Here is a 25,132-nt window from a genome sequence, read left to right as displayed (position 1 = left end):
CGTCTCCAGGTTTCAGCCGGCGTTCCGGGGTGGTCGCCGATCATGGATCTCGTGTCTACTTCTTCTTCGCGCGGCGCTGGGCGCGGTTCACGGGCGCCGAGCTGTTGACCGGCTGGCCGAAGGCGCCGCGCTGCTGCGGGGCATCCGCTTCGTCGGCACCGGCGCCGTGCACCTCGGTCTCGCCGCTCTCGCTGGGCGCGGAGTAGCTGAGCTGCGACTCGTCGGTCGTCTGGGGCGTTTCGAGTCCGCCGCCTTCGAGGTGGACGTGGTCCTGGGGCCCTTCGGCCGGACGGACCTGCACTTCGAGGTTGTAGAGGAGCCCGAGGGACTCTTCTTTGATCTGCCCCATGGTGCTCTGGAAGAGGGTGTAGCCCTCGCGCTGGTACTCGACGAGCGGGTCGCGCTGCGCCATGGCGCGGAGGCCGATGCCCTCCTTGAGGTATTCCATCTCGTAGAGGTGGTCGCGCCAGCGGCGGTCGACGGTCGAGAGCACGACACGGCGCTCGAGCTCGCGCATCGCCTCCTCGCCGAGGGCCTCTTCGCGCTTCTCGTAGGCGACCTCGGCGTCGGAGAGGATCTCGCGGCGCAGGAAGGCGCGGTCGACACGGCGTCCGCCGGTCTCGGCCTGCACCTCGTCGACGGTGATGGCGACGGGGTAGATCTGCTTGAGATCGTTCCAGAGCGCGTCGAGGTTCCACTCGTCGCCGGTGCCGTGAGAGTCGAGGATCGCGTCGATGACCTGCTCGCGGAACACGTCGATGCGGTTCTCGATGTCTTCGCCGTCGAGGATCTGCGCACGGTCCGTGTAGATCGCCTTGCGCTGGCGGTCGAGGACGTCGTCGTACTTGAGGACGTTCTTGCGGATCTCGGAGTTGCGCTGCTCGACCTGGCTCTGCGCGCTCTGGATGGCGCGGGTGACGACCTTCGATTCGATCGCGAGGTCGTCGGGGAAGCTTGAGCGGTTCATGAGCGCCGCGGCGGCGCCGGAGTTGAACAGGCGCATCAGGTCGTCGGTGAGCGACAGGTAGAAGCGGCTCTCGCCGGGATCGCCCTGTCGGCCGGAGCGGCCGCGCAGCTGGTTATCGATGCGCCGCGATTCGTGGCGCTCGGTGCCGAGCACGTAGAGCCCGCCGGCTTCGGTCACCTTCGCGGCCTCGGCTGCGACGGCCTCCTTGACCGCGGCGAACACGTCGCCCCAGGCCGCTTCGTAGCCGTCGGGGTCCTCGTCGGTGGAGAGGCCGCGCGCGGTCATCTCCTGCACGGCGAGGAACTCGGCGTTGCCGCCGAGCATGATGTCGGTGCCTCGACCGGCCATGTTGGTGGCGACGGTGACGGCGCCGAGGCGGCCGGCCTGCGCGATGATCGCGGCTTCCCGGCCGTGGTTCTTCGCGTTCAGCACCTCGTGCCGGACGCCGGCCTTCGCGAGGAGGCGCGAGAGGTACTCGCTCTTCTCGACGCTGGTGGTGCCGACGAGGACGGGCTGGCCCTTCTCGTGGCGCTCGGCGATGTCTTCGACGACCTGGGCGAACTTCGCCTCTTCGTTCTTGTAGACGAGGTCGGGCTGATCCTTGCGGAGCAGCGGCTTGTTGGTGGGGATGGGGACCACGCCGAGCTGGTAGGTCGAGTAGAACTCGCCCGCCTCGGTCTCGGCGGTACCGGTCATGCCCGAGAGCTTGTCGTAGAGGCGGAAGTAGTTCTGCAGGGTGACGGTCGCGAGCATCTGGTTCTCGGCCTTGACCTGCACCCCTTCCTTCGCCTCGATGGCCTGGTGCATGCCCTCGTTGTAGCGGCGACCGGCGAGGATGCGGCCGGTGTGCTCGTCGACGATGAGCACTTCGCCGTTCAGCACGACGTAGTCCTTGTCGCGGGTGAACAGGGCGTTGGCCTTGATCGCGTTGTTGAGGAACGAGATGAGCGGGGTGTTGACCGACTCGTACAGGTTGGTGATGCCGAGGTAGTCCTCGACCTTCTCGATGCCGGGCTCGAGCACGCCGACGGTGCGCTTCTTCTCGTCGACTTCGTAGTCGACCTCGGGCTTCAGGCGCTTCGCGAGCCGCGCGAACTCGGCGAACCAGCGGTTCGCCTCACCCGATGCGGGGCCCGAGATGATCAGCGGGGTGCGGGCCTCGTCGATGAGGATCGAGTCGACCTCGTCGATGATGGCGAAGAAGTGCCCGCGCTGGACGCGCTCCTCGGAGGTCGAGGCCATGTTGTCGCGCAGGTAGTCGAAGCCGAACTCGTTGTTCGTGCCGTAGGTGATGTCGGCGTCGTACTGCTTACGGCGCTCGGTCGGATCCTGGCCTGCGACGATGCAGCCCGTGGTCATGCCGAGGGCGCGGAAGACGCGGCCCATGAGGTCGCTCTGGTAGGTCGCCAGGTAGTCGTTGACGGTGACGATGTGCACGCCCTTGCCCGCGAGGGCGTTGAGGTAGGCGGGCATGGTCGCGACGAGGGTCTTGCCCTCGCCCGTCTTCATCTCGGAGATGTTGCCGAGGTGGAGATTGGCGCCGCCCATGATCTGCACGGGGAACGGGTTGAGCCCGATGGTGCGCTTCGCCGCCTCGCGGACCGCGGCGAACGCCTCGGGCAGCAGGTCGTCGAGCGTCTCGCCCTTCTCGAGCCGGGCGCGGAACTCCTCGGTCTCGCCGCGCAGCTCCTCGTCGGTGAGCGCCGCGAACGACTCCTCGAGCCCGGCGACCGTCTTCGCGATGCGCTCGAGCTTCTTCAGGGTGCGGCCTTCGCCTACGCGAAGGATCCGGTCAAGGACAGTCGCCACGTGTTGTCTCCTGTGGGGGTGTGGCCCGGTCGCCCGCGCCGCTTCCGTTGCCGAATTGTGACAACTCACTCAGCTTAGCAAGGGCGCTGAGAGGTCGCCTGCGGGTTCCTGTGAAGACGGGGCGGGGCGGCCGACCCGAGAGTCGACCGCCCCGCCCCGCCCCGTCGTGCGTCAGTCTGCTTCGTCCACCAGGTGGATCACGCCGTAGTTCCAGCCCTTGCGCCGGTAGACCACGCTCGGCTTCTGCGAGCCGTGCTCGATGAAGAGGAAGAAGTCGTGACCCACGAGCTCCATCTGATCGACCGCGTCCTCGATGCTGAGGTGCTCCGCCGGGAACTCCTTGGATCGGATGACCACGGGCGAGTACGCCTCTTCACCGCTCGTGCCGTCGGTGACGACGGGCACGGATCCGGTCGCCACCGCTTCGATGACCTCGAGCGGTGCGGGGGTGAGATCGACCGACTGGAAATCGTTCGCGGCGGCCTCGCCGAGCGAGACGCGACCGCTGCCGCGGTGGACCTTGCGGCGGTCCTTCACCCGACGGATGCGCTCGAGCACCCGCCCGTAGGCGATGTCGAAGGCGGAGTACTTGTCGGCTGCGGCCGACTCGGCCCGGATGATCGGGCCGGGACCGTGAATCGTCACCTCGACGCGATCCCCGTGCTGCGGACTTCGGTCGCTGAGCCGCGATACCCGCACTTCGAAGGACCTCGCCTTCGGAAGCAGACCGGCCACCTTCTCCGTCTTCGCGCCCACATAGGATTCGAACCGGTCGGTGATGCCGACGTTGCGTCCGTGGATGTTCACGTCCATGGTGACCTCCGTAAAGGGATCAGGCGGGTGGCCTTCTGCCTGGCGCACCGTTACGCCTTTCAGGCACCCTACCGCTTCCGCGGGCCCCGCTGCCACCCGGTTCAGCGTTCTCTTCGACAACGCAGATCGAAACCGCGGAAACCGGTCGGGCGCCCGCCCGTTCGAGCGCTTCGGCGGCCGCCGAGAGCGTGGCTCCGCTGGTGCAGACGTCGTCGACGAGCACGACCGCCCGGCCCCGGACGCGCCCCGCATGGGACCGCCGAACCCTGACCAGTGCCGCATTGCACCGCCGCGCTGCGCGATCGAGCCCCACCTGGCTGCGCCGTCCGCGCGTGGTACGGAGCGCCCGCAGCGCGAGCCCGGTCCCGCCACGAGGCGGGCACCGCCGGAGCGCGGTGCGGATGACGGGTTCGAGGTGCCGGATCCCGCGTTCCCGCACGCGCGCCGGTCGCGAGGGCACCGCCACGACGAGCGGCGGTTCGGGAGCCGCCGCGATCGCCGCGCCGAGCACCGGGCCGAGCCGGGCACCGAGCGGTTTCGCGAGGCCGACCCGGCCCGCGTGCTTGTAGGCGACGAGCCCGGCGCGGAGGGCACCGTCGTAGCGCCCGGCGGCGCGCAGTTCGAGCGCCGTTCGCTCCGGGCGCGGGAGCCGACGTTCGAGCGGTCGCGGAGCTTCGCCGTCCCGTCCGCGGATCTCCGCAAGGCAGGGCTCGCAGCACACGCGATCGGGTGCGCCGCAGGCGACGCAGCTGCCCGGCCAGAGCAGTGCGAGCAGGTCGGAGAGGAGCGCGTTCCATCGTGCGCGGACGGAGAATTCTGAGGTCATGCGCCCAGCGTTCCGCTCGGGGGACGCCTGCTTCCCACCGCACGCAGCGCGCGATCGGGATCCGGACAGAACACGCGTCCGCGCACGCGGTGGAGGACGACCCCGAGGTCCGGGTTCAGCCGACCTTCGCGAGCACCTGCACGTCCTCGAACTGCGGCTGCCAACCGATCCCCTGACCGGCGAAGAGCCGCCCGTCCGCGTTGAGCACGCGCAGGAACGCCTTGCTGCCGCCGCCGCTCAACCGGGTCGCGCCGGCGACCGATCCGGACTCGGCGGAGAACTGCCTCGGCGCACCGATCGTCACCTTCCCGGCCTCGCCGACCCGCGTCAGCACCGCGAAGTGCTGCGCGTCGCTCCAATCCAGGTCGAGGGGTGCACCGGTGGCCCACATCTGCTCGGGCCCCTGCGCGGTGATCGCGCTCGGCTTCCCGTGGGCGTCGCGAACGATCCCGCTGACCCGCACCGTGCTGCCGTCGCCGTCGGCCAGCAGCATCGCGAGCCGGACCCCGTCGGGCGAGATCCGGATCCCGACCGGCCGCAGCCCGGCGGCCCAGGGCACGGCGAGGGTGATCGGGTCCTCGCCCGGCTTGACCGCGATGATCGATCCTCCGACCCCCTTCGCGCTGCTCCAGACGTAGCCGAAGCGGTCGATCGACGGGTCGAGCGGCTGCGAACCGGACGTCGGGATCTCGATCTCCTGAGCGCCGTCCGTCCAGGTCAGAGTTCCGCCGGACCGCACCACGGCCGAGCTGCGGTCGACTGCGACCGTGACCGCGTCGGGACGCAGCTCGGCGATACGCGATCCGAGTTTCGGCAGCGCCTCGACCTTGCCCGCCAGCAGACTGCCGAAGGTTCCGTGGGACAGCACGAGCGTGTTGCGCGGATCGGCGGTCGGGGTGCCCCCGTCGCTCCAGCCCACGGCGGAGCTCTCGATCAGCGAGCCGTTGATCGAGAGGTCGAAACGGTTCACCCCCTGCACCGACTGCAGGCTCGCGGCGAGCTGGCGGAGGATCAGCTGGCGGGCGCCGTGGTCCGCGGAGGCGGCCTGACCCGTCAGGTCGATCTTCGCCGTGCCGTCGAGCACGGTGACCGAGTTCGCGACGAGGCCGGTTCCCTCCGGGAAGGCCGTGCGGATCGCCCCGCGCAGTTCCTCCGACGGACCGCCGAGCAGCGCGTTCACGACCTGGGTCGCCATGCCCGGACCGTTCAGGAACCACCGGGTCTCGGTGATGAGCCGGTCGTCGGGTGAGAGGAACGAGATATCGCGCGGCGCCCACACCGTCCGGAACACGTTGCGGTCGAGGATCACGCCCGCCGGAGCGGAGGCGATGCGCCACTGCCCGTCGACCTTGGCGAGTTCGAAGCGCACGTCGCTCGTCGCACCCGGTCGCGACGGAGTGAGCACGCCGCGCTCATCGACGGTCGCGATACCCGGCAGCGAGAGCACGGCGACGTCGTCCTCCTCGGAACGGTAGGGCCGGGCGCCCTCGTAGACGAACACCCCCGTGGAAGGATCCCACTGACTGGAGTACTCGGGCGTGAGGAATTCGCGCGCCACCCGGTAGTCGTCCTGACTCGACGAGGCGGCGTTGACGAAGCCGATCACGACGTCCTTCTGGCTCGCGCCCTTCGCCGGTCCCGGCGGAGAATACGAGACCAGCTGATCGCCCTTCGTCAGGTCCGAGAGACCGACGTTGACCGGCCCCGACTGAGGGATCGCGTTGCAGGCCGCGAGCAGCAGCGCGCTCGCGGCGATCGCCGCGATTCCGACCATGCGCCCGACGTTCCGGATCCGCCCCGTCATCGCCCCTCCTTCTTCACGCGTCGCTTCGGCCTCCGCAACCAGCCCCCGGTGGCTTGGGGGTCGCCGGCGTCGGGCACCACGTCGTCGGGCACGAGCGGGATCGGCGACACGAAGCTCGCCGTCCCCTCGCGCCTCGGCAGGGTGAGCCGGAAGTTCGATCCCTCACCGGGTCGCGACCACGCCTCCAGCAACCCGCCGTGCACCGCGGCGTCCTCCCGGGCGATCGCCAGGCCGAGGCCGGTTCCGCCGAGCGTGCGCTTGCGCGAGGGGTCCGCGCGCCAGAAGCGGTCGAACGCGTGCGCCACATCCTCGGTGTTCATCCCGATGCCCCAGTCGCGCACCGAGATCGCGACAGCCGCCGCGTTGGAATCGATCGTGACCACGATCGCCTTCCGCTCGCCGTGCTCGATCGCGTTGCCCACGAGGTTCGACACGATCCGCCGGATGCGCCGCGGGTCGACCTCGATCGGGCTGTAGCCACCGATCGCGCGGACCTCGATGAGTCCGTGCGAGAGGGACTGCAGGCCGTCGACGACCTCGCGGGTGAGCGACACGAGGTTCGTCGGCTCGGTCTCGATGGTGATGCGCCCGGCGTCGTAGCGCGAGATCTCGAGCAGGTCGCCGAGCAGCTGCTCGAAGCGCTCGACCTGGTTTCCCAGCACCTCGAGCGCGCGCTGCTGCGAACCCGTGAGCTCCGGCCCGTCGGGCGCCGCGGTCGGCGCCTGCAGCACCTCGCTGGCGAGCCGGATCGTCGTGAGCGGAGTGCGGAGCTCGTGCGAGACGTCCGAGACGAAACGCTGCTGCATCTCGGACACCTGGTCGAGTTCGTCGATGCGGGCCTGCAGCGTGTCGGCCATGTCGTTGAAGTTCGCCGACAGCTCGTCGAAGTGCTCGTCGTTCTGCAGCGGCATTCGTGCTCGGCTCTCGCCCGATGCGAGGCGGCGGCTCACATCGGCTGCGGCGCGGATCGGTCGGAACACGATGCGGGCGATGATCCAGACGAGCGCGCCGATGAGCAGCATCAGGATCAGTGCGGTCAGCACGAGCGTGCGCTGGATGAACCCGAGCGTGCGCTGCGTATCGGCGAGGCTGTACCCGATGAAGAGGTCGTAGTTGCCCGTGCCCGACGGGAAGGTCAGCGTCGACGCGACCACGATGCCGGGCACCGGCTCCCCGCTGGCCGAGTGCAGCGTGACCGCTTGCCAGTACTGGGGCTGGTTGCGCGACATCACCGCGTCCGAGAGCTCCGCGGTGATCGCGTTGACGAGGTCGGGCGAGGTGTTGCTGTCGAGCGGCGCGTCCGCCAGGGGCGTCTGGTGCGGCTGCCGCCGGACGTAGATCATCTGGCTCGAGGTGGTGTCGCCCACCGTGGCGCGCACCGAGTTGGCCAGCGACGAGAGGGCGCTCCGGTCGGCGGCGTCGGATCCGTCGAGCTGGCTCTGCGCGGCGAGCGTCGCCCGCGCGGCGTCCTGCAGCACCTGATCGCGCCGCGAGGAATAGAGGTCGTCGCCGATGCTCGCCAGGATGTAGGTCCCCGAGATCAGGATCATGACGCCCGTGATGAGACCCGTGTAGGTCATGGTGCGCAAGCGGAGCGACCGGCGCCAGCGGGCGCGGAACGGCCCGAGCACCGGCTGGCTGGCCCGGATCCAGCGGATGCGCGCGCGTCGCAGCCACCGCCCGAGCGCTGTGCGTCCTCCCGCCATGTCGACCCGCTAGGCGTCGGAGATGCCGGCGCGGTACCCCACGCCGCGCACGGTGGTCACGATCGCGGGGCGATCGGGATCCTGCTCGATCTTGGCGCGCAGACGCTGCACGTGCACGTTGACCAGTCGCGTGTCCGCCTTGTACTGGTAGCCCCACACCTTCTCGAGCAGCACCTCGCGGGTGAACACCTGCTGGGGCTTGCGCGCCAGGATGACGAGCAGATCGAACTCGAGCGGGGTCAGCGGGATCACGGTCTCGCCGCGACGCACCTCGTGGGCGGCGACGTCGATGTCGAGGTCTCCGATGCGCAGACGCTCGTTCGCCTCCTGCTGCGGTTCGCGGAGGCGGGCGCGGATGCGGGCGATCAGCTCCGCCGGGTTGAACGGCTTCACGACGTAGTCGTCGGCCCCGGCCTCCAGGCCGCGCACCACATCGGTCGTGTCGGTGCGGGCCGTGAGCATGATGATGGGGACGCCGGACTCCGCACGGATCCGCGCGCACACCTCGATGCCGTCGATGCCGGGCAGCATGACGTCGAGGAGCACGAGGTCCGGTCGCGAGACCCGGAAGGCTTCGAGGGCTTCGGAACCGTCGGCGGAGTGGTCGGTGAGGAATCCCTCACCTTCGAGCACCATGCCGAGCATCTCAGCCAGCGACCTGTCGTCGTCAACCACCAGAATCCGCGCGCTCATGCACCCATTATGTCTGGTCGGCGATGCGGTTTCGCCGATATCTCCCGAGGAATCCGTGCCGGTGTCCGGAAACCGGGCCCCCCGGGCCCGCCCCGCTGAGGGCCGGATCAGAAATGTTCGAAGCGGCCGGGCAGCAGATCCCACGGATCCTGCCCCAGGTATTCGCACACGGCGAGGTAGACGCAGCGCCCGACGAACAGTGCGCGGTGCTCCTCGTCGTCGATGTGCAGGCCCCGCGCGCGCTGGATCGGCATGCGGAACAGCACGATGGACCGGGCTCGCCGATCGATCGCGTAGAACTGGGGATGCTCGCTGTCGCCCTGGCCGCTCGGAGCGGTGGCGTAGGCGAAGCGCACGCCTCGGAGCTCGTCGGGGAACGCGGCCTGCAGCACCTCGAGGGCGGCGCGCGCATCGATCTCGAAGCGGACGACCCGCGCGTCGGGGTCTGGGAGCGAGGGGCCGGTCAGGGACGACCGGATGGGGCGGCGGCCGTGGCGGTGGCGGCCCGCGGCAGAGCCCCGCACCGGGACCGGCTGAGAAGGCCGCTCCCGGCCGGATCGTGAGCGCCCGAACATGCCGCCAGTCTAGGCCACCGTTCCGAGGATCCGAGCCTACGCTGGAGACGATGAGTAGCGCAGCTCCCAGCGAAGAGACCCCCGATTCGAACACCGAAGGCGGTACCCCGTCGCGCGAGCCCGGCCCGGGCGACCGGCTCTGCGCACGCGTCGCATGCGGCGCGCCCGCGGTCGCGACGCTGACGGCCGATTACAGCGGCAGCGTCATGGCCGTCGGTCCGCTGAGCCCTGAGCGCACACCTCCCGCGCTCGATCTCTGCGCCAGGCACCGGGACCGCCTCTCCCCGCCCGCGGGCTGGACGCTCGTGCGTCACGATCCCGGACGCGAGCCGCAGGAGCTCAGTCGGTGAAGACCGTGATCGTGCGCGCCCGCACCTCGCCGGGCATGATCGGGTAGCCCGCGATCCCCGAGCCCTTCACCACGCGGACTCCGGCGGACACCGGCTGATCGCTGATCAGCTGGGCGTTCTTCGGCGCCCGCGCGATCACCGCGGCTCCGGCGGGAACCGAGACCGTCGAGGTCTGCTTGCCGTCTCCCTGACCGAGCGACACGGTGGCCGTCGAATCGCCGTCGTTCGCGATGACGAGCTGCCCGTCGGCGACGATCGGAACCGCGACCGTGGTTCCGGCGGCGACCTCTGGGGCCGGCGCGAACCAGCCGCCGTCCGAGAATCCCCCGGCCGAAGCGGTGCCCAGCACCCCGCCGACCACCGGAACGTCCGAGGTGACGACCACTGCGGTCGCGTCCGCCGGCCACTTGGCGACCTTCAGCTGCCCGAGCGCACCGGCCTTCAGCTTGACCGTCCCGAGCTCGACCGCTCCGCCCTTGGGACGAAGCGCGCGGACGGTCGCGGTGCCGCCGTCGCGTCCGGGGGCGAGGACGCGCACGACCATGCCGGAGGAGTCCCCCGCGCTGCCGCCGTCGCCGTCGCCGTGCATGTCCTCGCCCGAGATGTTCGTCGGCCCGGGGATCACGAGCCGGGTGCTCGGTGCGAGCTGCCGAGTCTCGATGTCGGCGACCTTGGGCGAGAGCTGCTCGGTCTGGGAGAGCCCGAGCGCCGCGGTCACCGAAGCGCCGGTGCTCTCCACCCGGACCGCAAGGCCGTCCCGGCCGGGCGCGAAGCCGTTGAGGGCGACCGTGCGCTCGGCGCCGGGCGGCACCAGCACGCCCACGGTCTGCGACGAGGCGACCTCGCCCGCGGTATCGAACAGGCTGAACTTGACGGTGGCGGGAACCGTGTTCGGGTTGCCGACGGTGACCGTCGAACTCGACCCGAGCGCCGTCGACCCGCCGACGAGCCACTGCTCGTTGGCCGGCTCGACGCACGCGGTCGCGGTGAGGCCGCGCAGCGTGGCGGTGTCGAGCGTCTGGGTCTGCGCGGCTCCCAGCGGGTTGGCGCCCGACGCGCGCAGCACCATGGGGGCCGTGCCGCCGGGCACGTCGCGCTTCAGTTCGGATTTCTCGTCCGTCGAACCGACCTGCGTCACGGCGGCGGTGCCGGTCGGGACCGCGGCATCGGGGGTCCGCGGGTTCGCGCCGAGCTCGGCGAACGATCCCGCGCACACGATCGAGCGCACGGCGTCCGCCTGCGTGCTCGCGGTGACGGAGAGCGGAGCGTTTCGCACCGTGGGGAGCGACGCGGAGGTGACGAGCACGGTACCCGCCGCCGCAGCGCCGAGCACGATCAGACCGGTCGCCGCGCGGAGTCCGCCGCGCAGGGCGCGCTGGGCGTTGTTCATCGCTTCTGCTCCTCGGGTCCGTCTTCGTGTTCCGCGTCCGCCTCCGCGCCGACCGCCGCAGCGGGCTCGGGATCGTCCGAGGGCCCGGTCTCCGGCTCAGGATCCGGCTCGGTCCCGGGAGCCGATTCCGCCGCAGGCGCAGGCTCAGGCTCGGACACGGGTACCGGCTCCGGCGCGGAATCCGGCTCCGGCTGCACCGGCGGCTGGATCTCGGGCATCGCATCGACGCCGGGATCCGGAGCCTCCGCCGGCTCGGGAGCGCTCGCCTCGGGCGTCACGGCGAGGCTCGGCCCGGTCCCGGGCTCGTCCCCGCGGCGGCGCTTGGGCTTCTTGCGGCGCTCGGGGCGGTCGACCACCTCACCGGTCGGCAGAGCGAGCAGCAGCATCGCCAGCAGCACGATCGCCTGCGCCCACCAGATGGTGGTCGCGCTCAGCGAGGTGCCCGTGAGCTTGCCGTCGGAGTGCGAATCGCCGCCGTCCGAGGCGGCCTGGCCCTCGACCCGCCAGAGCAGTCCGTGCGCCGTCTGACCCGCGCTCGAGAGCGTGGTCTGCTGGTCGAACGCCGACTGCAGCAGGCCGCGCTCGCCGTCGTCGCCGCCCGCGGCGAGCAGCACGAAGCCGATGCGCTCCTTCGCGAAATCTCCGCGCAGATCGGGGCCGCCCGTGCTGGCGAGCCCTCCGACGAGGCGACCGAGGACGCGGTCCTCGGCGGTCAGGCTCGGAGCGCGCTCCGCGGTGCGGACCTGGTCGAGCCGCACGCCCGTTCCGGTGACGAGCTCGGCGCGGACCTCTTGGGGTCCGGTCGCGGTGAGCACGAGCGTGCGGATCTCGGGGTCGGTGGCGCCCGCGGCCTGCACGATGGCCGGCATCTGCGCGTCGGCCGAGCGGAGCCCGGTCTGGTCGGTCACGAGTCGGACGGCGAGCGGAGCGACGGCCAGCAGCGCCGCGACGAGCGCGACGGCGACGAGCGGACCGGCGGCGCGACGCAGCACGCTGCAGCCCACCGCCGCGAGGCCCAGGACCGAGAGCCAGTAGAGGGCGACCCCGGATCCGGTCCAGAGCGCCACGCTGTCGGGCCCCTCGACCAGCAGGTGCAGCTGCGCCGCACCGATCGCGGTGAGGAACCCCAGGGCGCCGGCCAGCGCGAGCAGCAGCGTGACCGCGATGCGTCCCGTGAGAAGTCCCAGTACGGCGAGCAGCGCGATCGGGGCGAGCAGCACGCCGACGAGCAGGGTCGCCGGCGCGCCCCCGAGCCCCATCGCGTCGAAGATGCCCGACCAGCCTTCGAGGCCGAACGCCGGGAATCCGAGCATGAGGTGCCAGGTGTTGCCCGGCTGATAGGCCGGGGTGATCCCGGGATCGAGCAGCAGGTCGATCGGGCGGCCTGCTGCGAAAGCGGCGATCGCCTTCGGCGCGAAGAGCACGACCGGTGCGATCGCGGTCGAGAGGACCCGGGCGATCCCGCGCAGCGAAGTGCAGAGTCCGACGATCAGCAGCAGCAGCGCCGCGGGGATGAGCACGGGCGCGCAGGCGAGCACCACCGCCGCCAGGAGCGAGGCGGTCCCGGCCCAGCTCCACGATTCCCGGCACCGGGAGGCCGCGAGCAGCAGCCAGGGCAGCGCCACCGCGAGGATCAGGGTCGGCAGGCGGCCGGAGGAGAGCGAGCCGAGCAGCACGGGGCTGAGCGCCCAGCCGAGGCCGAGGAGCACGCGTCCGGCGCGGGATTCGGTGAGCTGCGCGCCCCAGACCCAACCGCCGAGCGCCGAGAGCGGGATCGCGGCGATGAACATGAGCACCACGATGTGCGAGGGGTTCCAGAAGGTCAGGCTGCCGAGCACGGCGAGCACCCACGCGAAGGGATCGGCCGGCACGCCCTCGTGCATGAAGGTGTTCCGCCAGAGCTCGCCGATGGGGCTCAGCGGCGCGAGCGCGCCGCCGACCAGGCTGGTGCGGCTGAGCGTCCACCAGCAGAGCGCGACGGCCGCGAACACCGAGACGATGAGCACGGTGAGCCCGCCGCTCGAGATGAAGTGCAGCTCGCGGCGCTGGCGTCCCTGGGAGGCGAGGATCGCCTCCCGGTCGATCATGCGTGCGGTGCGCACCGCCTTCGGGTCGATGCGGAGCGGCCGCACCGCGGCCCAGCCCGCGCTGCTCGCCGCGCGGATCCTGCGTCGCGACGCCAGGATCGCGCCCGGGCGGAAGAAGACGGTGAAGGCCGCGGCGAACTCGCCGAGCATCTGACCGGGCTGCTCGCGGATCAGCGCCCAGAACACGCGCGCGATGCCGAGCAGCGGGAGCCCGAGCCACATGACGAAGGCGAGGAATCCGGGCGCGTAGGCGATCCGCCGGTGCAGGTGCGCGGTGCGCGCCTGCCGGTGGGCCGTGCGCATCACGGAACGGCGACGGTCGATCCGGGGGCCTGCGACACCGCTCTGCGCGAATCGGATCCGGGACTCGGGCGACACCACGACGCGGTACCCCGCGAGGCGGGCGCGTACGCTGAAGTCGAGGCCGTCGTCGAAGACGGGAAGCGCCGGGTCGAAGCCGCCGAGCTCGGCCCACGCGTCCCGTCGTGCCAGCATGCCGACGGGGCCGACGCCCAGCACGTCCTGCAGGTGATCGTACTGCTGCTGATCGAGTTCCTGACGCCGGAGCATCCAGCGGGACCCGCTGCGGGTGAGGCTCTGCCCGAGCTCGATGATGCGTTCGGGGTGATCCCAGTCGACGAGCTTGGGGCCCGCGATGGCGACCGAGGGCGCGCGCTGCACCGTCGACAGCACCCGCTCGAGCGCGGCGGGCTCGGGAGCGGAGTCCTCGCTGAGCAGCCAGAACCACTCGTCGTCGCCCGCGGGCTCCGGCAGCGTGTCGATCGCGCGCTGCACGGCCTGGCCGAAGGACAGCTGACCGGTGGTGGTCACGACCCGCTCGGGTCCCGCGGAGGCGAGCTGGCCCGCGACGCGCTCGGACCCCCCGTTGCTGACCGCGATGACGCGGTCGGGTCGGCGCGTCTGCGCGGCGAGCCCCGCAATGGTCTGGTCAAGCCATTCGCCGCCCTGCCGGGCGACCAGGATGGCGGTCACTCTGGTGCGCATATCGGAATCAGCCTAGGCGGGCATGGGGCCCGCGACGATCCGCCATGCCGGTGAGCGGCGAGCTCACAGGGAGGAGCGGCCGGATCCGGTGGCGAGCGCGGGAAGGCTAGATGGCTTCGCGACGGAGGCGGCGACGTTCGCGCTCGGAGAGCCCGCCCCAGATGCCGAAGCGCTCGTCGTTGGCGAGCGCGTAGTCGAGGCACTCGGAGCGCACTTCGCAGCTTTCGCAGATGCGCTTGGCCTCGCGGGTCGATCCGCCCTTCTCGGGGAAGAACGCTTCGGGGTCGGTCTGCGCGCAGAGCGCATCCGACTGCCAGGCGAGAGTTTCGTCCTCGGAGGGGCGGACGCCGGGAACCCCGAGGAATACGGGGTCGACGAACCAGTTACCCGGAACCGAGGTGGGGGAGGTATCAGACATCTGTGCTTCTCTCCCTTCCCGAAAACCGTCGCGTCAACCGACGCCTCGAATCATTACACCGGTGTAATTCGATGAAGTCAAGCCGAAGAGTCTAAACCCTCAAGTGTTACTTGAGGGTCTGCGACACGCTCGCGCCGCGTCCCGCCCAGCCGCGCCCGACCGTCGCGAGGAACACCTCGCCGGTCCCCGTCAGCTCGATCGGGTCGCCCGCCGAGACGTACAGGGACTGCCCCCTGCGCAGGTTCGCGACCTCCGCGAGATCCGCCTCCGGGCGCTCCACCCGGGCCCGCCCCTCGGTCGCGATCAGCACGAGCGGGAACGGCGCCTCGATCACGGCGCGGTCCGTCGCGTCCCCGACGGGCAGCCCCGGCTCCTCGGGTTCGCGCAGCCGCACCCGCATCAGCCGGAAGTCCGGGATGTCGGGTTCCCACGACCGCACCCCCGGAGCGGGGTTCCCCGCGACGCACCGCGGCTCGTCCAGCTCGCCGAGGTCGACGATGCGGGTGAGCTCCGCGATGTCGACGTGCTTCTGCGTGAGCCCCGCGCGCAGCACGTTGTCCGACGCCGCCATCACCTCGACCGCGATCCCGTTCAGATAGGCGTGCAGCTGGCCGGCACCGAGATAGATCGCCTCGCCCGGAGCGAGACGCACCAGGTGGAGCAGCACCGAGACCAGCACTCCCGGGTCGCCGGCGTGCGCGGCGACGAGGCCGCGCAGCGCGGCGAGGCGATGGGCATCGATCCCCTCGATCGACGCGGAGCTGCCCCGCACGACATCGGCGAGCGCCTGCCCGGCCGAGTCCACCTCGGGCGCTCCGCTGAACGCCCAGGCGAGGAACGCTGAACGGCGGCGAGCACTCTCTGCGGCGGGATCCCCCTCGCCGACCGCCGTGCAGTGCTCGGCCAGGCCGGCGAGCGCGCGGCCCGCCGCGGTTCCGGATCCGCCGGCCGCTGCGGCGAGCGCGCGGTAGTCGTCGCGGGCGGCGGCGAGCGGGCGGAACCCGCTCAGCGCGCTCACCTCGCCCAGTGCGACCAGCAGCTCGGGCTTGTGTCCCGGGTCCCCGTAGTTGCGCTCCCTGGCGTCCAGCGGGATCCCCGCGGCCTCCTCGGCGGCGAACCCGGCCGCGGCCTGCGCCGCGTCGGGATGCACCTGCAGCGAGAGCGGCGCGCCGATGGCGAGCACCTTGAGCAGGAACGGGAGGCGGTCGCCGTCGACGCCGTAGCGGTCCGGGTCGCTCGCGATCAGATCGATGAGCGTGTGCGCGACGGGGGTCGCCTTGGCCACGGAGGCCGGGCTGCCCGGGTGCGCGCCGAGCCAGAGCTCGGCCTGCGGCTCACCCGTCGGAGCGGTTCCCAGCAGCTCCGGCAGCGCATCGCGGGAGCCCCACGCGTAGTTGCGCGGAGTGTTCCGGATGAAGATCAGCACGTGCGTCGCCTCCGACGAATAGGGTCCTGGCAGCGGGCATGGCTTACCATACCGTCTGTGGCAGAGACGAAGACCAGGCTCGGGGTGAGCGCTCACGCGATCGCCGTCTTCCTCTTCACCTTCGGCGGCAACGCGGTGCGGAATCTCGTCGGAATCCCCGCGTATTTCGCAATCGCCGGCGTGATCGTCGTGGTCAGCGTCGTGCTGTTCGTGCGGCTGCGCCCGGCGGACTTCCGTTGGTACCGTCTGCCCGCTCCGCTCTATTGGTTCCTGGGCGTCGCGCTGGTCTCGATCGCCTGGTCGCAGTACACCGCCTGGTCGGCGATCGGCGTCGCCGTGCAGCTCGCGACCACCGCCGTCGCGGTGGTTCTGGCCTTCGTCCTCAGCTGGCACGAACTGCTGCGCACCCTCGCGTCGGCGTTCCGCTGGCTGATCGGGCTCTCGATCCTCTTCGAACTGTGGGTGTCGGTCTTCGTGCAGCACCCGGTCGTGCCCTGGTGGATCGAACCGGGGCCCGACGGCAAGTTCTCGAAGCTCACCTGGTGGAGCCGCGACCTGCTGTTCTCGGGCGGCCCGATCCAGGGACTGCTCGGCAGCTCGGTGCTGTTCGGGTTCCTCGCGCTGCTCGCCCTCATCGCCTTCGGCATTCAGCTCCGCGCGGGTCTCGTGCGCCCCGTCGCCGGCTGGTTCTGGGTCGTGCTCGCGTTCCTCTGCATCGTGCTCACCCGGAGCGCGACGGTGTGGGTGGCGTTCATCGCGGTCGCCGCCGCGCTCGCCTTCGCGCTCTGGGCCCGCCGCCGCGGACCCGAGGGCCGCGTGCCCGTCTACCTCACGGGCCTCGCCCTCGCCCTCGCCGGGGTGCTCTCGGTCGCCTTCGCCCGCGACACGGTCTTCGGCCTGTTCGGCAAGAGCTCGGACCTCACGGGTCGCATCGAGATCTGGCAGAAGGTCATCGATCACGGATCGCAGCATCCCTGGGTCGGGTGGGGCTGGGTCAGCTACTGGCCCACCTGGATCGAGCCCTTCGCGAGCCTCGACACGAAGGTCGGGCTGCCCGTGCCGAGCGCGCACAACGCCTGGCTGGACGTCTGGTTCCAGCTCGGCCTGCTCGGCGTGCTCGTGTTCGCACCGCTCGTCGTACTCACCCTGCTCCGCACCTGGTTCCGCGCCGTCGATCAGCCGCGCCGCGGCCCCGGTGCCGCGCTGCCCTACGCGACCAGCGCGCTCTGGCCCTTCCTGATGATGATCGCCCTGCTCGTGCAGTCCCTCACCGAGAGCCGGATCCTCGTCGAGAACGGCTGGCTGCTGCTCGTGATCCTCGCGGTCAAGTCCCGTGTCGACTTCAGGCTTCCCTCGCCCGATACCGAACCCGCGATGCTGCCCTGGCGGCGCGTGCCGATCCCGAGGGAGACCCCGGGTGCGACCGCGGTGCGACCGGATCGGGCCCCGCGATGATGCCGGTGCAGGAACGCCTGCCGGCGCTCCGGGCGGACGCGCGGATCGAACGGGACGCACTGCTCGAGCAGCGCGGTCGCATGGGCGAGGATCCGGCGGAGTCGATCGAGACGCTGCCCAGCGTCGACGTGCTCGTCGTCCGCGCCGTGCGCGACGAGCTGCTCGAGGAGCAGGGCCGCATGGCCGAATTCGCGCTGACCCGGCTCGCCTCACGCGGATCGGGCCCGGACGCCGCGATCCACCGTCGCAACGCCGACCGGGTCGAGTTCGAACTGATGCGCGAGGTCGCCCGGCTCTGCCCCGAGCTCACGCTCGCCGTCTGGGAGTGCACTGCCGCTCTCGATCTCGACCGTAGGCCCGCCGAGGCCTGATCCGGCGCAGCCGGTCCGACGAATTGCGCGGTCGCCCGGCGCCGACTTGAATGGTGCAGATGTCCAGCCAGCCAGGAACCGCACCCGCGCTGCGCGCCCGCGGTTCGGCGCGTGCCACGACTCCCGTCCGTACCGACATCCAGGCGCTCCGGGCGATCGCCGTCGGATTGGTGCTGCTGGGCCACCTGTGGCCGTGGCACGTGCCCGGGGGCTACATCGGCGTCGACATCTTCTTCGTCATCTCCGGGTTCTTGATCACCTCGCACCTGCTGCGCGAGCACGACCGGCGGGGCACGATCTCGCTGCCCAAGTTCTACGCGCGCCGCGCGAAGCGGCTCCTGCCGGCCGCGCTGCTCGTGGCGGTCGCGTCGCTCGCCGCATCGCTCGTCTGGGTGCCTGCCGAGCGCTGGGAGCGCATCGCCCGCGAGGTATTCGCGGCGAGCGCCTACTTCGAGAACTGGATGCTGGCCCTCACCTCCGTCGACTACTCGGCGCAGAGCGAGGCCGCGACCCCGGTGCAGCACTACTGGTCGCTGTCCGTCGAGGAGCAGTTCTACCTCCTCTGGCCCGCCGTCATCCTGCTCGTCGGCTGGCTCGCCGCGCGCCGCGGCGCCCGCGGAGTGCGACCGGCCCTGCTCGCGGCCACGATCGTGCTCGGGCTCGGCTCGTTCGGATTCGGCCTCTGGCTCACGGACGTCGACAGCTCCGTTGCCTATTTCCACACGCTCGTCCGCGGATGGGAGTTCCTCGCCGGCGGCCTGCTCGCGTTCGTCGGGACCCGGATCGAGCGTTTCCTCGCTCGGCGCGGCGGCGACGCGCTGCGCGGAGTCGCGCACTGGGCTGCTCTCGCGGCGCTCGCGTTCGCCGCGTTCCGGTTCACCCCCGAGACCCCGTTCCCCGGCGCCTGGGCCCTCATCCCCGTCTCGGCGACCGCGCTGCTCATCGCGACCGGATCCGACGCGCCCGCGTGGTCGCCGCTGCGCTGGCTGGCCTGGCGCCCCGTGCAGTACGTCGGCGACATCTCCTATTCGCTCTACCTCTGGCACTGGCCGTTGATCGTGATCCTGCCGTTCGTGCTGCAGCATGAGCTCGGCACGGTCGCGCGCGTCGGCATCCTCGCGTTGAGCGTGGTTCTCGCGGCGGCGACCAAGCATTTCGTCGAAGATCCGGGCCGCTCCCGACTGTTCACCGCGGCGCGTCCCCGCGTCCCCCTATCGGCCTCTCTGGCGTCGGTCGTCGTCGTCGGGATCGCTGTGCTCGGCGTCGGCTGGGCGGGTTCGGCGGTCCAGCAGCGCGCCGCGCAGCAGGAGCGGGAGCTGGCGTCGTCCGACTGCTTCGGCGCCGCCGCCCTCGCACCCGATGCCGGGCAGCGGTGCGGGGATCCCTTCGGCCCCGCGAAAGTCGCCCCGGGCGGTGAACGGAACACGCCCTGGTTCGCGCCGGAGGAGTGCGTGCTCGCGCCCGAAGGCCGGCAGATCATCGCCGACGGGAAACCGAGCTTCGTCGAGTGCTCGTTCGGCGGCGCCGGCTCGTCCTCCCCGGTCACCGGCCCCGGCCCCCGCCCCGCGTCCGACGAGGTCTGGCTCGTCGGAGACTCGCACGCGGAGCACTGGAAGGGCGCGGTCTACGACCTCGCTCGCGGCAACGGCTGGACCGTGCGCAGCACGATGCACGGCGGCTGCCCCTTCGTCGAAGCGCCGTTCGTGTCGTTCAAGGGCGCGGCGACGAAGAAGGCCGCGTCCTGCGCGGCGTGGAACACGGACGTCCGCGAGCGCCTGCTCGCCGCACCGCCCGCGCTCCTCCTCGTCTCGCTCTGGGGCAGTGCGGAGGAGATCGACGACGGCACGGGGCGGTCGCAGTCGCAGCAGTACGCCGACGGCATCCGCCCGCTGTTCGACGAGCTCGCCCGCGCGGGCACACGGATCGCGGTGATCCGCGACATCCCGAACGACGGCCCCCGGCTCGGTATCGACTGCGCCATCGCGAACGGCGAGCGCGCCGGAGGGTGCCTGGCACCGAAGCCGGAAGCGCTGCGGCCGGATCCGCTCGCGGAGGCCGCCGCGAGCCTGCGTCTCCCGAACGTGCGCGTGCTCGATCTGACCCCACGATTCTGCGCGCCGTCGCGCGGCTCCGGCGCGCCCGTCTGCAGCGGCGTGATCGGCGGGGTGCCGGTGTTCTACGACCGCGACCACCTGTCGCGCAGCTACGCGAAATCGCTCGCGGGACCGCTCGGCCAGGAGCTCGCCCGAGCGCTGCGGAGCCCGGTGCGACCGCCGAAACCCGAACGGTAATCTCGGCACGGTACGATGCCGTATCGTCGCGGCCCGTCCGCGTCGCTGGACGAACCCGAAAGGTCGCGTACTCCCCCGATGCCCACCACCCTGCAGCACATCGTCTTCCCCGAGAACCGGGACCCCGACGTCCTCCCGCTCTATACGGACCCGGAGACCTGGTCCTCGATCGGCGGGGAACCGGTTCGGTTGAGCTCGGTCGCGCACATCGACGACGTGCTGTCGCGCGACAGCGTACGCGTGCGCAGCGGGCAGCGCGTCTCGTACGGCACCTACTTCAACGCGTTCCCCGCCGCCTACTGGCAGCGGTGGACCGTGGTCGACTCCGTCGCGCTCACGCTGCGCGTGCGAGGCGCCGGGACCGCGATCGTCTACCGGACCAATGCGGGCGGTGCGCAGCAGCGGGTCGACTCCCGTGAGTTCTCCGGCACCGGCTCCGACGTCGAACTGCGTTTCGAACTGCCGCTCAACAACTTCGGCGACGGCGGCTGGTACTGGTTCGACCTGATCGCCGGAGAGTCCGATGTGACGCTCGCCGGCGGCGATTGGAGCACCGACGCGGAGCCCACGTCGACCGGCCGTCTGAGCCTCGGCATGACCACGTACAACAAGCCGGACTACTGCGTGGCGACGCTCGAGAACATCGCGGGCAACCCGGCGCTCGTCGACGCGATCGACCGCATCTTCCTCGTCGACCAGGGCACGCGCAAGGTGCGCGACGAGGCCGGCTTCGACGCGGTCGCGCGCCGGCTCGGCGAGAAGCTCGCCGTGATCGAACAGGGCAACCTCGGCGGGTCGGGCGGGTTCTCGCGCGCCATGGCCGAGACGCTCGACCGCCCCGATTCCGACTTCCTGCTGCTGCTCGACGACGACGTCGAGTTCGAGACCGAGAGTGCGCTGCGCGCGCTGCAGTTCGGCCGGTTCAGCCGCGAACCGACCATCGTCGGCGGGCACATGTTCGATCTGCTCGACAAGCCCGTGCTGCACGCCTGGGCCGAGGTCGTGCGCCCGGGGCCCTTCATGTGGGGGCCCTCGTTCCCCGAACAGAGCCGGCACGACTTCCGCGCGAGCAACCTGCGGCAGACCCCGTGGATGCACGCGCGCCTCGACTCGGACTACAACGGCTGGTGGATGTGCCTGATCCCGAAGCGCGTGATCGCAGAGGTCGGGCTCTCGCTCCCCGTCTTCATCAAGTGGGACGACGCCGAGTACGGCCTGCGCGCCCGAGAGCACGGGTTCCGCACGGTCTCGCTGCCCGGTGTCGCGCTCTGGCACGTGTCGTGGCTCGACAAGGACGACACCCAGGACTGGCAGGCGTTCTTCCACACCCGCAACCGCATCATCGCCGGTCTGCTGCACTCGCACGAGCCCAAGGGCGGTCGCATGCTGCAGAACAGCGGCCGGCAGGACCTCAAGAAGCTGCTCAACATGCAGTACTACGCCGTGCAGCTCGCGGTCGACGCGTTGCGCTCGGTGCTCGACGGGCCGAACGGCCTGCACGCCGACATCGGTAAGGCGATGCCGCGGGCACGCAGCGTCGCGGCGGAGTTCCCCGAGACCCGCGTGTACCGCTCGGGCGATCCCGAGACCCCGGTCGCGCGCGGCGGACGCGCGCTGCCCCAGCTCGGCGAGCAGCAGTCCCCCGCAGGCGTCCGTCTGGCGCTCTTCACGCTGAAGGCGACGCCGAAGCACTGGCTCCGGAACGGCGACGAGCGCAACGCGCCCGAGCCCGAGCTCGAGTACGCCAAGCGCGACGCGAACTGGTGGCGGGTCCCCGGACACCACAGCGTGGTCGTCGGCACTGCCGACGGTGCCGGCAAGGCCTGGTATCGGCACGACCGCGCCAAGTTCCGCCGGCTCCTCAAGGAGAGCCGCGCCCTCACCCGGGAGATCTCGCGCAACTGGGATCGGCTCGCCGCCGAGTACCGTGCCGCGCTGCCCGAGCTCGTCTCGGTCGAGGAGTGGCGCAAGACCTTCGAGGGGCGCTAGCGGCGCAGCGCGCCTCACTCCCCCGCCGCGTGCTCCACGAGCGGGAGCACGCGGCTCGAGAAGTGCGTGCGCATCGCGATCGACGACGCCGTGCGCGCGACGCCGGGCACGAGCGCGATCCGGTCCAGCACGCTCTGCAGCTGATCCGCGTCGTGCGCGACCACGCGCAGCTGCATGTCGGCGATGCCGGTGACCGTGTACATGTCGACGATCTCGGGGATCGCCCGGGCGAGCGCCGCCGCGACCTTGTCGTGCCCGACCTTCTGATCGATCTCGACCTGGCAGAACGCGGTCAGCGCATAGCCCAGCCCGCGCGGATCGATCCTCGGCACGATGCCCTCGATCACGCCGCGCTCGTGCAGCCGCGCCAGCCGGCTGATCACGGTGCCCCGGGCAACGCCGAGCCGCCGCGCGCACTCCAGCACGGGAAGCTGCGGCGAGTCGGTCAGCAACCGGATCAGGGCCGCATCGAGCTCGTCGATCCGCATCGTCACTCCTTCGTCGTCGGCGTCCTCGGCTCGGCCCCGATCCTGCCCGCTTCGCCCCGGATCACGCCGGGCCGGGACAGGCCTCGGGTGAGCCGCGCGACGAGCAGCAGGGCCAGGGTGAGGCCCAGCGTCAGCAGCAGCTGCGTCCGCGCCCCCTCGTTGAACATCGCGAGCACGATGATACCGGCGAGCAGCACGAGCGCGGCGCCCGAGAGCCAGGGGAAGCCCCACATCCGCATCGGCAGCTCCTCGCCCGCGGCATCCGCTCGGTGGCGCAGGATCAGCTGCGCCAGCGCGGTCGCCGCCCACATCACGAGCAGCGTGGATCCGACCACGTTGAGCAGCGCGGGCAGCACCTGCTCCGGCCAGATCCAGTTGAGGATCACGGTGACGAAGCCGAACGCGACCGAGGCGAGCACCGCGAAGCGCGGCACCCCGCGCTCGCTCGTGCGCATGAGGACGAACGGAGCGAGCCCGCGCTCGCTGAGCGAGAAGATCATGCGCGAGGCGCCGTAGATGTTCGCGTTCATCGCCGACAGCAGCGCGACGATGACGATGAGGTCCATCACGAGGCCGACGCCCGGGATCCGGAGCGTATCGAGCACAGCCGAGAAGGGTCCAGCGAGCACCGACGCGTCGTTCCAGGGCAGCACCGCGACGATCACGAAGATCGAACCCACGTAGAACACCAGGATGCGGACCATGACCTCGCGCACGATCCGGCGGATGTTGCGGGCGGGGTCGTCGGACTCGGCCGCCGCGATCGCGACGACCTCGGTGCCGCCGAAGGCGAAGACGACGATCAGCAGGGCGCCCGCGATGCCGGTGATCCCGGTCGGCGCGAATCCGCCGTGGTCGACGAGGTTGCTCACGCCCGCGGCCGGGGAACCGGGGATCAGTCCGACGATGGCGAGCACGCCGACGACGAGGAACGCGATGATCGCGGCCACCTTGATCGTGGCGAACCAGAATTCGAAGCGCCCGTAGTTGCGAACGCCGAGCAGGTTCACCGCGGTGAGGGCGACGACGAAGATCAGCACCCAGACCCAGTCGGGCAGTCCGGGGAAGCGGTGTGCGACGATGCCCGCGGCACCCGTCGCCTCGGCCGCGATCACGACGACGAGCTGGATCCAGTACAGCCAGCCGACCGCACTGCCGACGCTGCGCCCCATCGCCTTCTGCGCGTAGGAGCTGAACGCGCCGGAGCTCGGATTGGCCGCGACCATCTCGGCGAGCATCGCCATGACGAGCACGACGAGGGTGCCGGCGACGAGGTAGGAGACGATGACGGCGGGACCGGCGATGCCGATCGCCTGACCGGAGCCGACGAAGAGGCCGGCTCCGATGGCGCCGCCGAGACCCATCATCGAGATCTGCCGTCGCGTGAGGCCTGGCTGGAGGCCCTTCGTCGTCGTCGTGATGGTGGGCACCTCGGTCATGCGAGCACCCCCTCGGCCTCGGCGGCGGCCCGGGTGGAGGCCGGTCCTCCGACAGCGGCGGCGAGCGCCGCGGCGACGCGGTCGGCGTCCTCGGCGTTCCCCGACGAGATCCGCACGCCCTCGCCCGCGAACGCGCGGGCGACGACTCCGCCGGCGTGCAGCAGCTCGTCGAGCTGCGCGGTGCGGTCGCCGGCGGGCACCCACACGAAGTTGGCCTCCGACGCCACTGCGGGCCAGCCCGCAGCGAGCAGGGCGTTGCGCATGCGCTCGCGCTCGGCGACGACCTCGTCGATTCGGATCGCGAGCTCCGCCTCGGCGCCGAGCGAGGCGACGGCGGCGGCCTGCGCCAGATCGGTCACGCCGAACGGCACCGCGACCTTGCGCTGCGCGTCGGCGATCTCGGCCGGGGCGATGGCGTACCCGATGCGCAGGCCCGCGAGCCCGTACGCCTTCGAGAAGGTGTGCAGCACGGCGACGTGCGGGTAGCGCCGGTGCAGTTCGAGACCGGCGCCGCGGCCGGGCCCGTCGAAGTACTCGGAGCGGTCGAAGTGCACGTAGGCCTCGTCGATCACGACGAGTACGTCGCGGGGCACGGCGTCGACGAAGCGCTCGAGCTCCGCGGCTCCGACGACGGTGCCGGTCGGGTTGTTCGGGTTGCAGACGAAGACGAGCCGGGTGCGCGGCGTGATCGCGGCGAGCATGGCGTCGAGGTCGTGCCGGAGGTCGGCGTCGAGCGGCACCTCGACGGGGGTCGCCCCGGCGATCCGGACGAGCGAGGGGTAGGCCTCGAACGAGCGCCACGCGAACATCACCTCGTCGCCCGCGCCCGCAACCGCTCCGATGAGCTGGGCGGCGAGCTCGACCGATCCGGCGCCGACCGTCACGAGCGCCGGATCCACCCCGTACCGTTCGGCGAGCCGGCCGATCACCTCGGGGGCGCTCATGCGCGGGTAGCGGTGGATGGAATCGAGCTGCTGCTGCACGGCCGCGACGACCGAGGGCAGCGGCGGATGCGGGGATTCGTTCGAGGAGAGCTTCGATGCGCCGGCCGGGGCCGGTCGGCCCTGCCGGTAGGCGGGGACCGCGTCGAGGTCGGATCGGGTGGGAAGAGTCATCGTCTGTGCGTCCTTGCGTGAGGTGTCGTCTTCGACAGTTCCGCAACTGTACTGAGCCGATGCACTGCTGGACAAATGGTTCACGGATCGCTGGTCAACGCGTCCAACCCTGCGC

The 25,132-nt window shown here is 71.2% G+C and carries 19 protein-coding genes; 5 read left to right on the top strand and 14 right to left on the bottom strand.

Going from position 1 to position 25,132, the window contains the following annotated elements; all coding sequences use genetic code 11:
• Positions 1-55 precede the first annotated feature (55 nt).
• The 7 genes from secA to BMH31_RS09800 all read right to left on the bottom strand — a co-directional run bounded on the left by secA (position 56) and on the right by BMH31_RS09800 (position 9,193).
• A complete protein-coding gene (secA, locus tag BMH31_RS09830; protein ID WP_099724155.1) occupies positions 56-2,776 on the bottom strand; it encodes a preprotein translocase subunit SecA in 2,721 nt (906 codons plus the stop codon).
• 171 nt (positions 2,777-2,947) lie between these two features.
• Positions 2,948-3,589, bottom strand: coding sequence for a ribosome-associated translation inhibitor RaiA (gene raiA / locus BMH31_RS09825; RefSeq protein ID WP_099724156.1), 642 nt, complete (start codon positions 3,587-3,589; stop codon positions 2,948-2,950).
• A gap of 19 nt (positions 3,590-3,608) precedes the next feature.
• A complete protein-coding gene (locus BMH31_RS09820; RefSeq protein WP_099724157.1) occupies positions 3,609-4,415 on the bottom strand; it encodes a phosphoribosyltransferase family protein in 807 nt (268 codons plus the stop codon).
• A 115-nt stretch (positions 4,416-4,530) separates the two neighbouring features.
• On the bottom strand, positions 4,531-6,219 hold the full coding sequence (locus tag BMH31_RS09815) for an LpqB family beta-propeller domain-containing protein (protein ID WP_099724158.1): 1,689 nt from the start codon (positions 6,217-6,219) through the stop codon (positions 4,531-4,533).
• Positions 6,216-7,925 (bottom strand): MtrAB system histidine kinase MtrB, encoded by a 1,710-nt coding sequence (mtrB, locus tag BMH31_RS09810; RefSeq protein WP_099724159.1) that lies wholly within the window; start codon positions 7,923-7,925, stop codon positions 6,216-6,218. The genes BMH31_RS09815 and mtrB overlap by 4 nt, the downstream gene beginning before the upstream one ends.
• A 9-nt stretch (positions 7,926-7,934) precedes the next feature.
• A complete protein-coding gene (mtrA, locus tag BMH31_RS09805) occupies positions 7,935-8,618 on the bottom strand; it encodes an MtrAB system response regulator MtrA (protein WP_046454071.1) in 684 nt (227 codons plus the stop codon).
• 107 nt (positions 8,619-8,725) lie between these two features.
• Entirely contained in the window at positions 8,726-9,193 is a 468-nt protein-coding gene (locus tag BMH31_RS09800; protein WP_099724160.1) for a hypothetical protein, read from the bottom strand.
• 50 nt (positions 9,194-9,243) lie between these two features.
• On the opposite strand from BMH31_RS09800, the gene BMH31_RS09795 reads away from it, so the two are divergent.
• Complete coding sequence (locus tag BMH31_RS09795; protein ID WP_099724161.1) at positions 9,244-9,543, top strand: DUF3499 family protein; 300 nt, start codon at positions 9,244-9,246, stop codon at positions 9,541-9,543.
• Here BMH31_RS09795 and BMH31_RS09790 read toward each other — a convergent pair.
• From BMH31_RS09790 to manA, 4 genes are all read right to left on the bottom strand, one after another.
• Positions 9,533-10,933, bottom strand: coding sequence for a DUF5719 family protein (locus BMH31_RS09790; RefSeq protein ID WP_099724162.1), 1,401 nt, complete (start codon positions 10,931-10,933; stop codon positions 9,533-9,535). The two genes, BMH31_RS09795 and BMH31_RS09790, sit on opposite strands and share 11 nt — an antisense overlap.
• Positions 10,930-14,025 (bottom strand): glycosyltransferase, encoded by a 3,096-nt coding sequence (locus tag BMH31_RS09785; protein ID WP_241898228.1) that lies wholly within the window; start codon positions 14,023-14,025, stop codon positions 10,930-10,932. The genes BMH31_RS09790 and BMH31_RS09785 overlap by 4 nt, the downstream gene beginning before the upstream one ends.
• A 106-nt stretch (positions 14,026-14,131) precedes the next feature.
• A complete protein-coding gene (locus tag BMH31_RS09780) occupies positions 14,132-14,443 on the bottom strand; it encodes a WhiB family transcriptional regulator (RefSeq protein WP_099724163.1) in 312 nt (103 codons plus the stop codon).
• 106 nt (positions 14,444-14,549) lie between these two features.
• Positions 14,550-15,869: a mannose-6-phosphate isomerase, class I gene (gene manA, locus BMH31_RS09775; RefSeq protein WP_199068132.1), complete on the bottom strand. Its 1,320-nt coding sequence runs from the start codon at positions 15,867-15,869 to the stop codon at positions 14,550-14,552.
• Between the two features lie 57 nt (positions 15,870-15,926).
• On the opposite strand from manA, the gene BMH31_RS09770 reads away from it, so the two are divergent.
• From BMH31_RS09770 to BMH31_RS09755, 4 genes are all read left to right on the top strand, one after another.
• Positions 15,927-17,324: an O-antigen ligase family protein gene (locus BMH31_RS09770; protein ID WP_099724164.1), complete on the top strand. Its 1,398-nt coding sequence runs from the start codon at positions 15,927-15,929 to the stop codon at positions 17,322-17,324.
• Between the two features lie 5 nt (positions 17,325-17,329).
• Entirely contained in the window at positions 17,330-17,695 is a 366-nt protein-coding gene (locus BMH31_RS09765) for a hypothetical protein (RefSeq protein ID WP_241898227.1), read from the top strand.
• 59 nt (positions 17,696-17,754) lie between these two features.
• On the top strand, positions 17,755-19,986 hold the full coding sequence (locus BMH31_RS09760) for an acyltransferase family protein (protein ID WP_158234932.1): 2,232 nt from the start codon (positions 17,755-17,757) through the stop codon (positions 19,984-19,986).
• Positions 19,987-20,064: 78 nt separating this feature from the next.
• Positions 20,065-21,975 carry a glycosyltransferase gene (locus BMH31_RS09755; RefSeq protein WP_099724167.1) on the top strand — a complete coding sequence of 637 codons (1,911 nt, stop codon included), beginning with the start codon at positions 20,065-20,067 and terminating at the stop codon, positions 21,973-21,975.
• A gap of 14 nt (positions 21,976-21,989) precedes the next feature.
• Here the strand turns inward: BMH31_RS09755 and BMH31_RS09750 are convergent, their stop codons facing one another.
• The 3 genes from BMH31_RS09750 to hisC are packed head-to-tail and all read right to left on the bottom strand — an operon-like array spanning position 21,990 to position 25,017.
• A complete protein-coding gene (locus tag BMH31_RS09750; RefSeq protein WP_099724168.1) occupies positions 21,990-22,463 on the bottom strand; it encodes an Lrp/AsnC family transcriptional regulator in 474 nt (157 codons plus the stop codon).
• A gap of 2 nt (positions 22,464-22,465) precedes the next feature.
• Positions 22,466-23,902 (bottom strand): amino acid permease, encoded by a 1,437-nt coding sequence (locus BMH31_RS09745; protein WP_099724169.1) that lies wholly within the window; start codon positions 23,900-23,902, stop codon positions 22,466-22,468.
• A complete protein-coding gene (hisC, locus tag BMH31_RS09740; RefSeq protein WP_099724170.1) occupies positions 23,899-25,017 on the bottom strand; it encodes a histidinol-phosphate transaminase in 1,119 nt (372 codons plus the stop codon). Before hisC ends, BMH31_RS09745 begins: the two co-directional genes overlap by 4 nt.
• Positions 25,018-25,132 lie beyond the last annotated feature (115 nt).

Origin of the sequence: Leucobacter sp. OLIS6 (genome assembly GCF_002752355.1) — a bacterium.
GTDB lineage: Bacteria > Actinomycetota > Actinomycetes > Actinomycetales > Microbacteriaceae > Leucobacter.
This window is presented reverse-complemented; position numbering and strand designations above follow the sequence as displayed.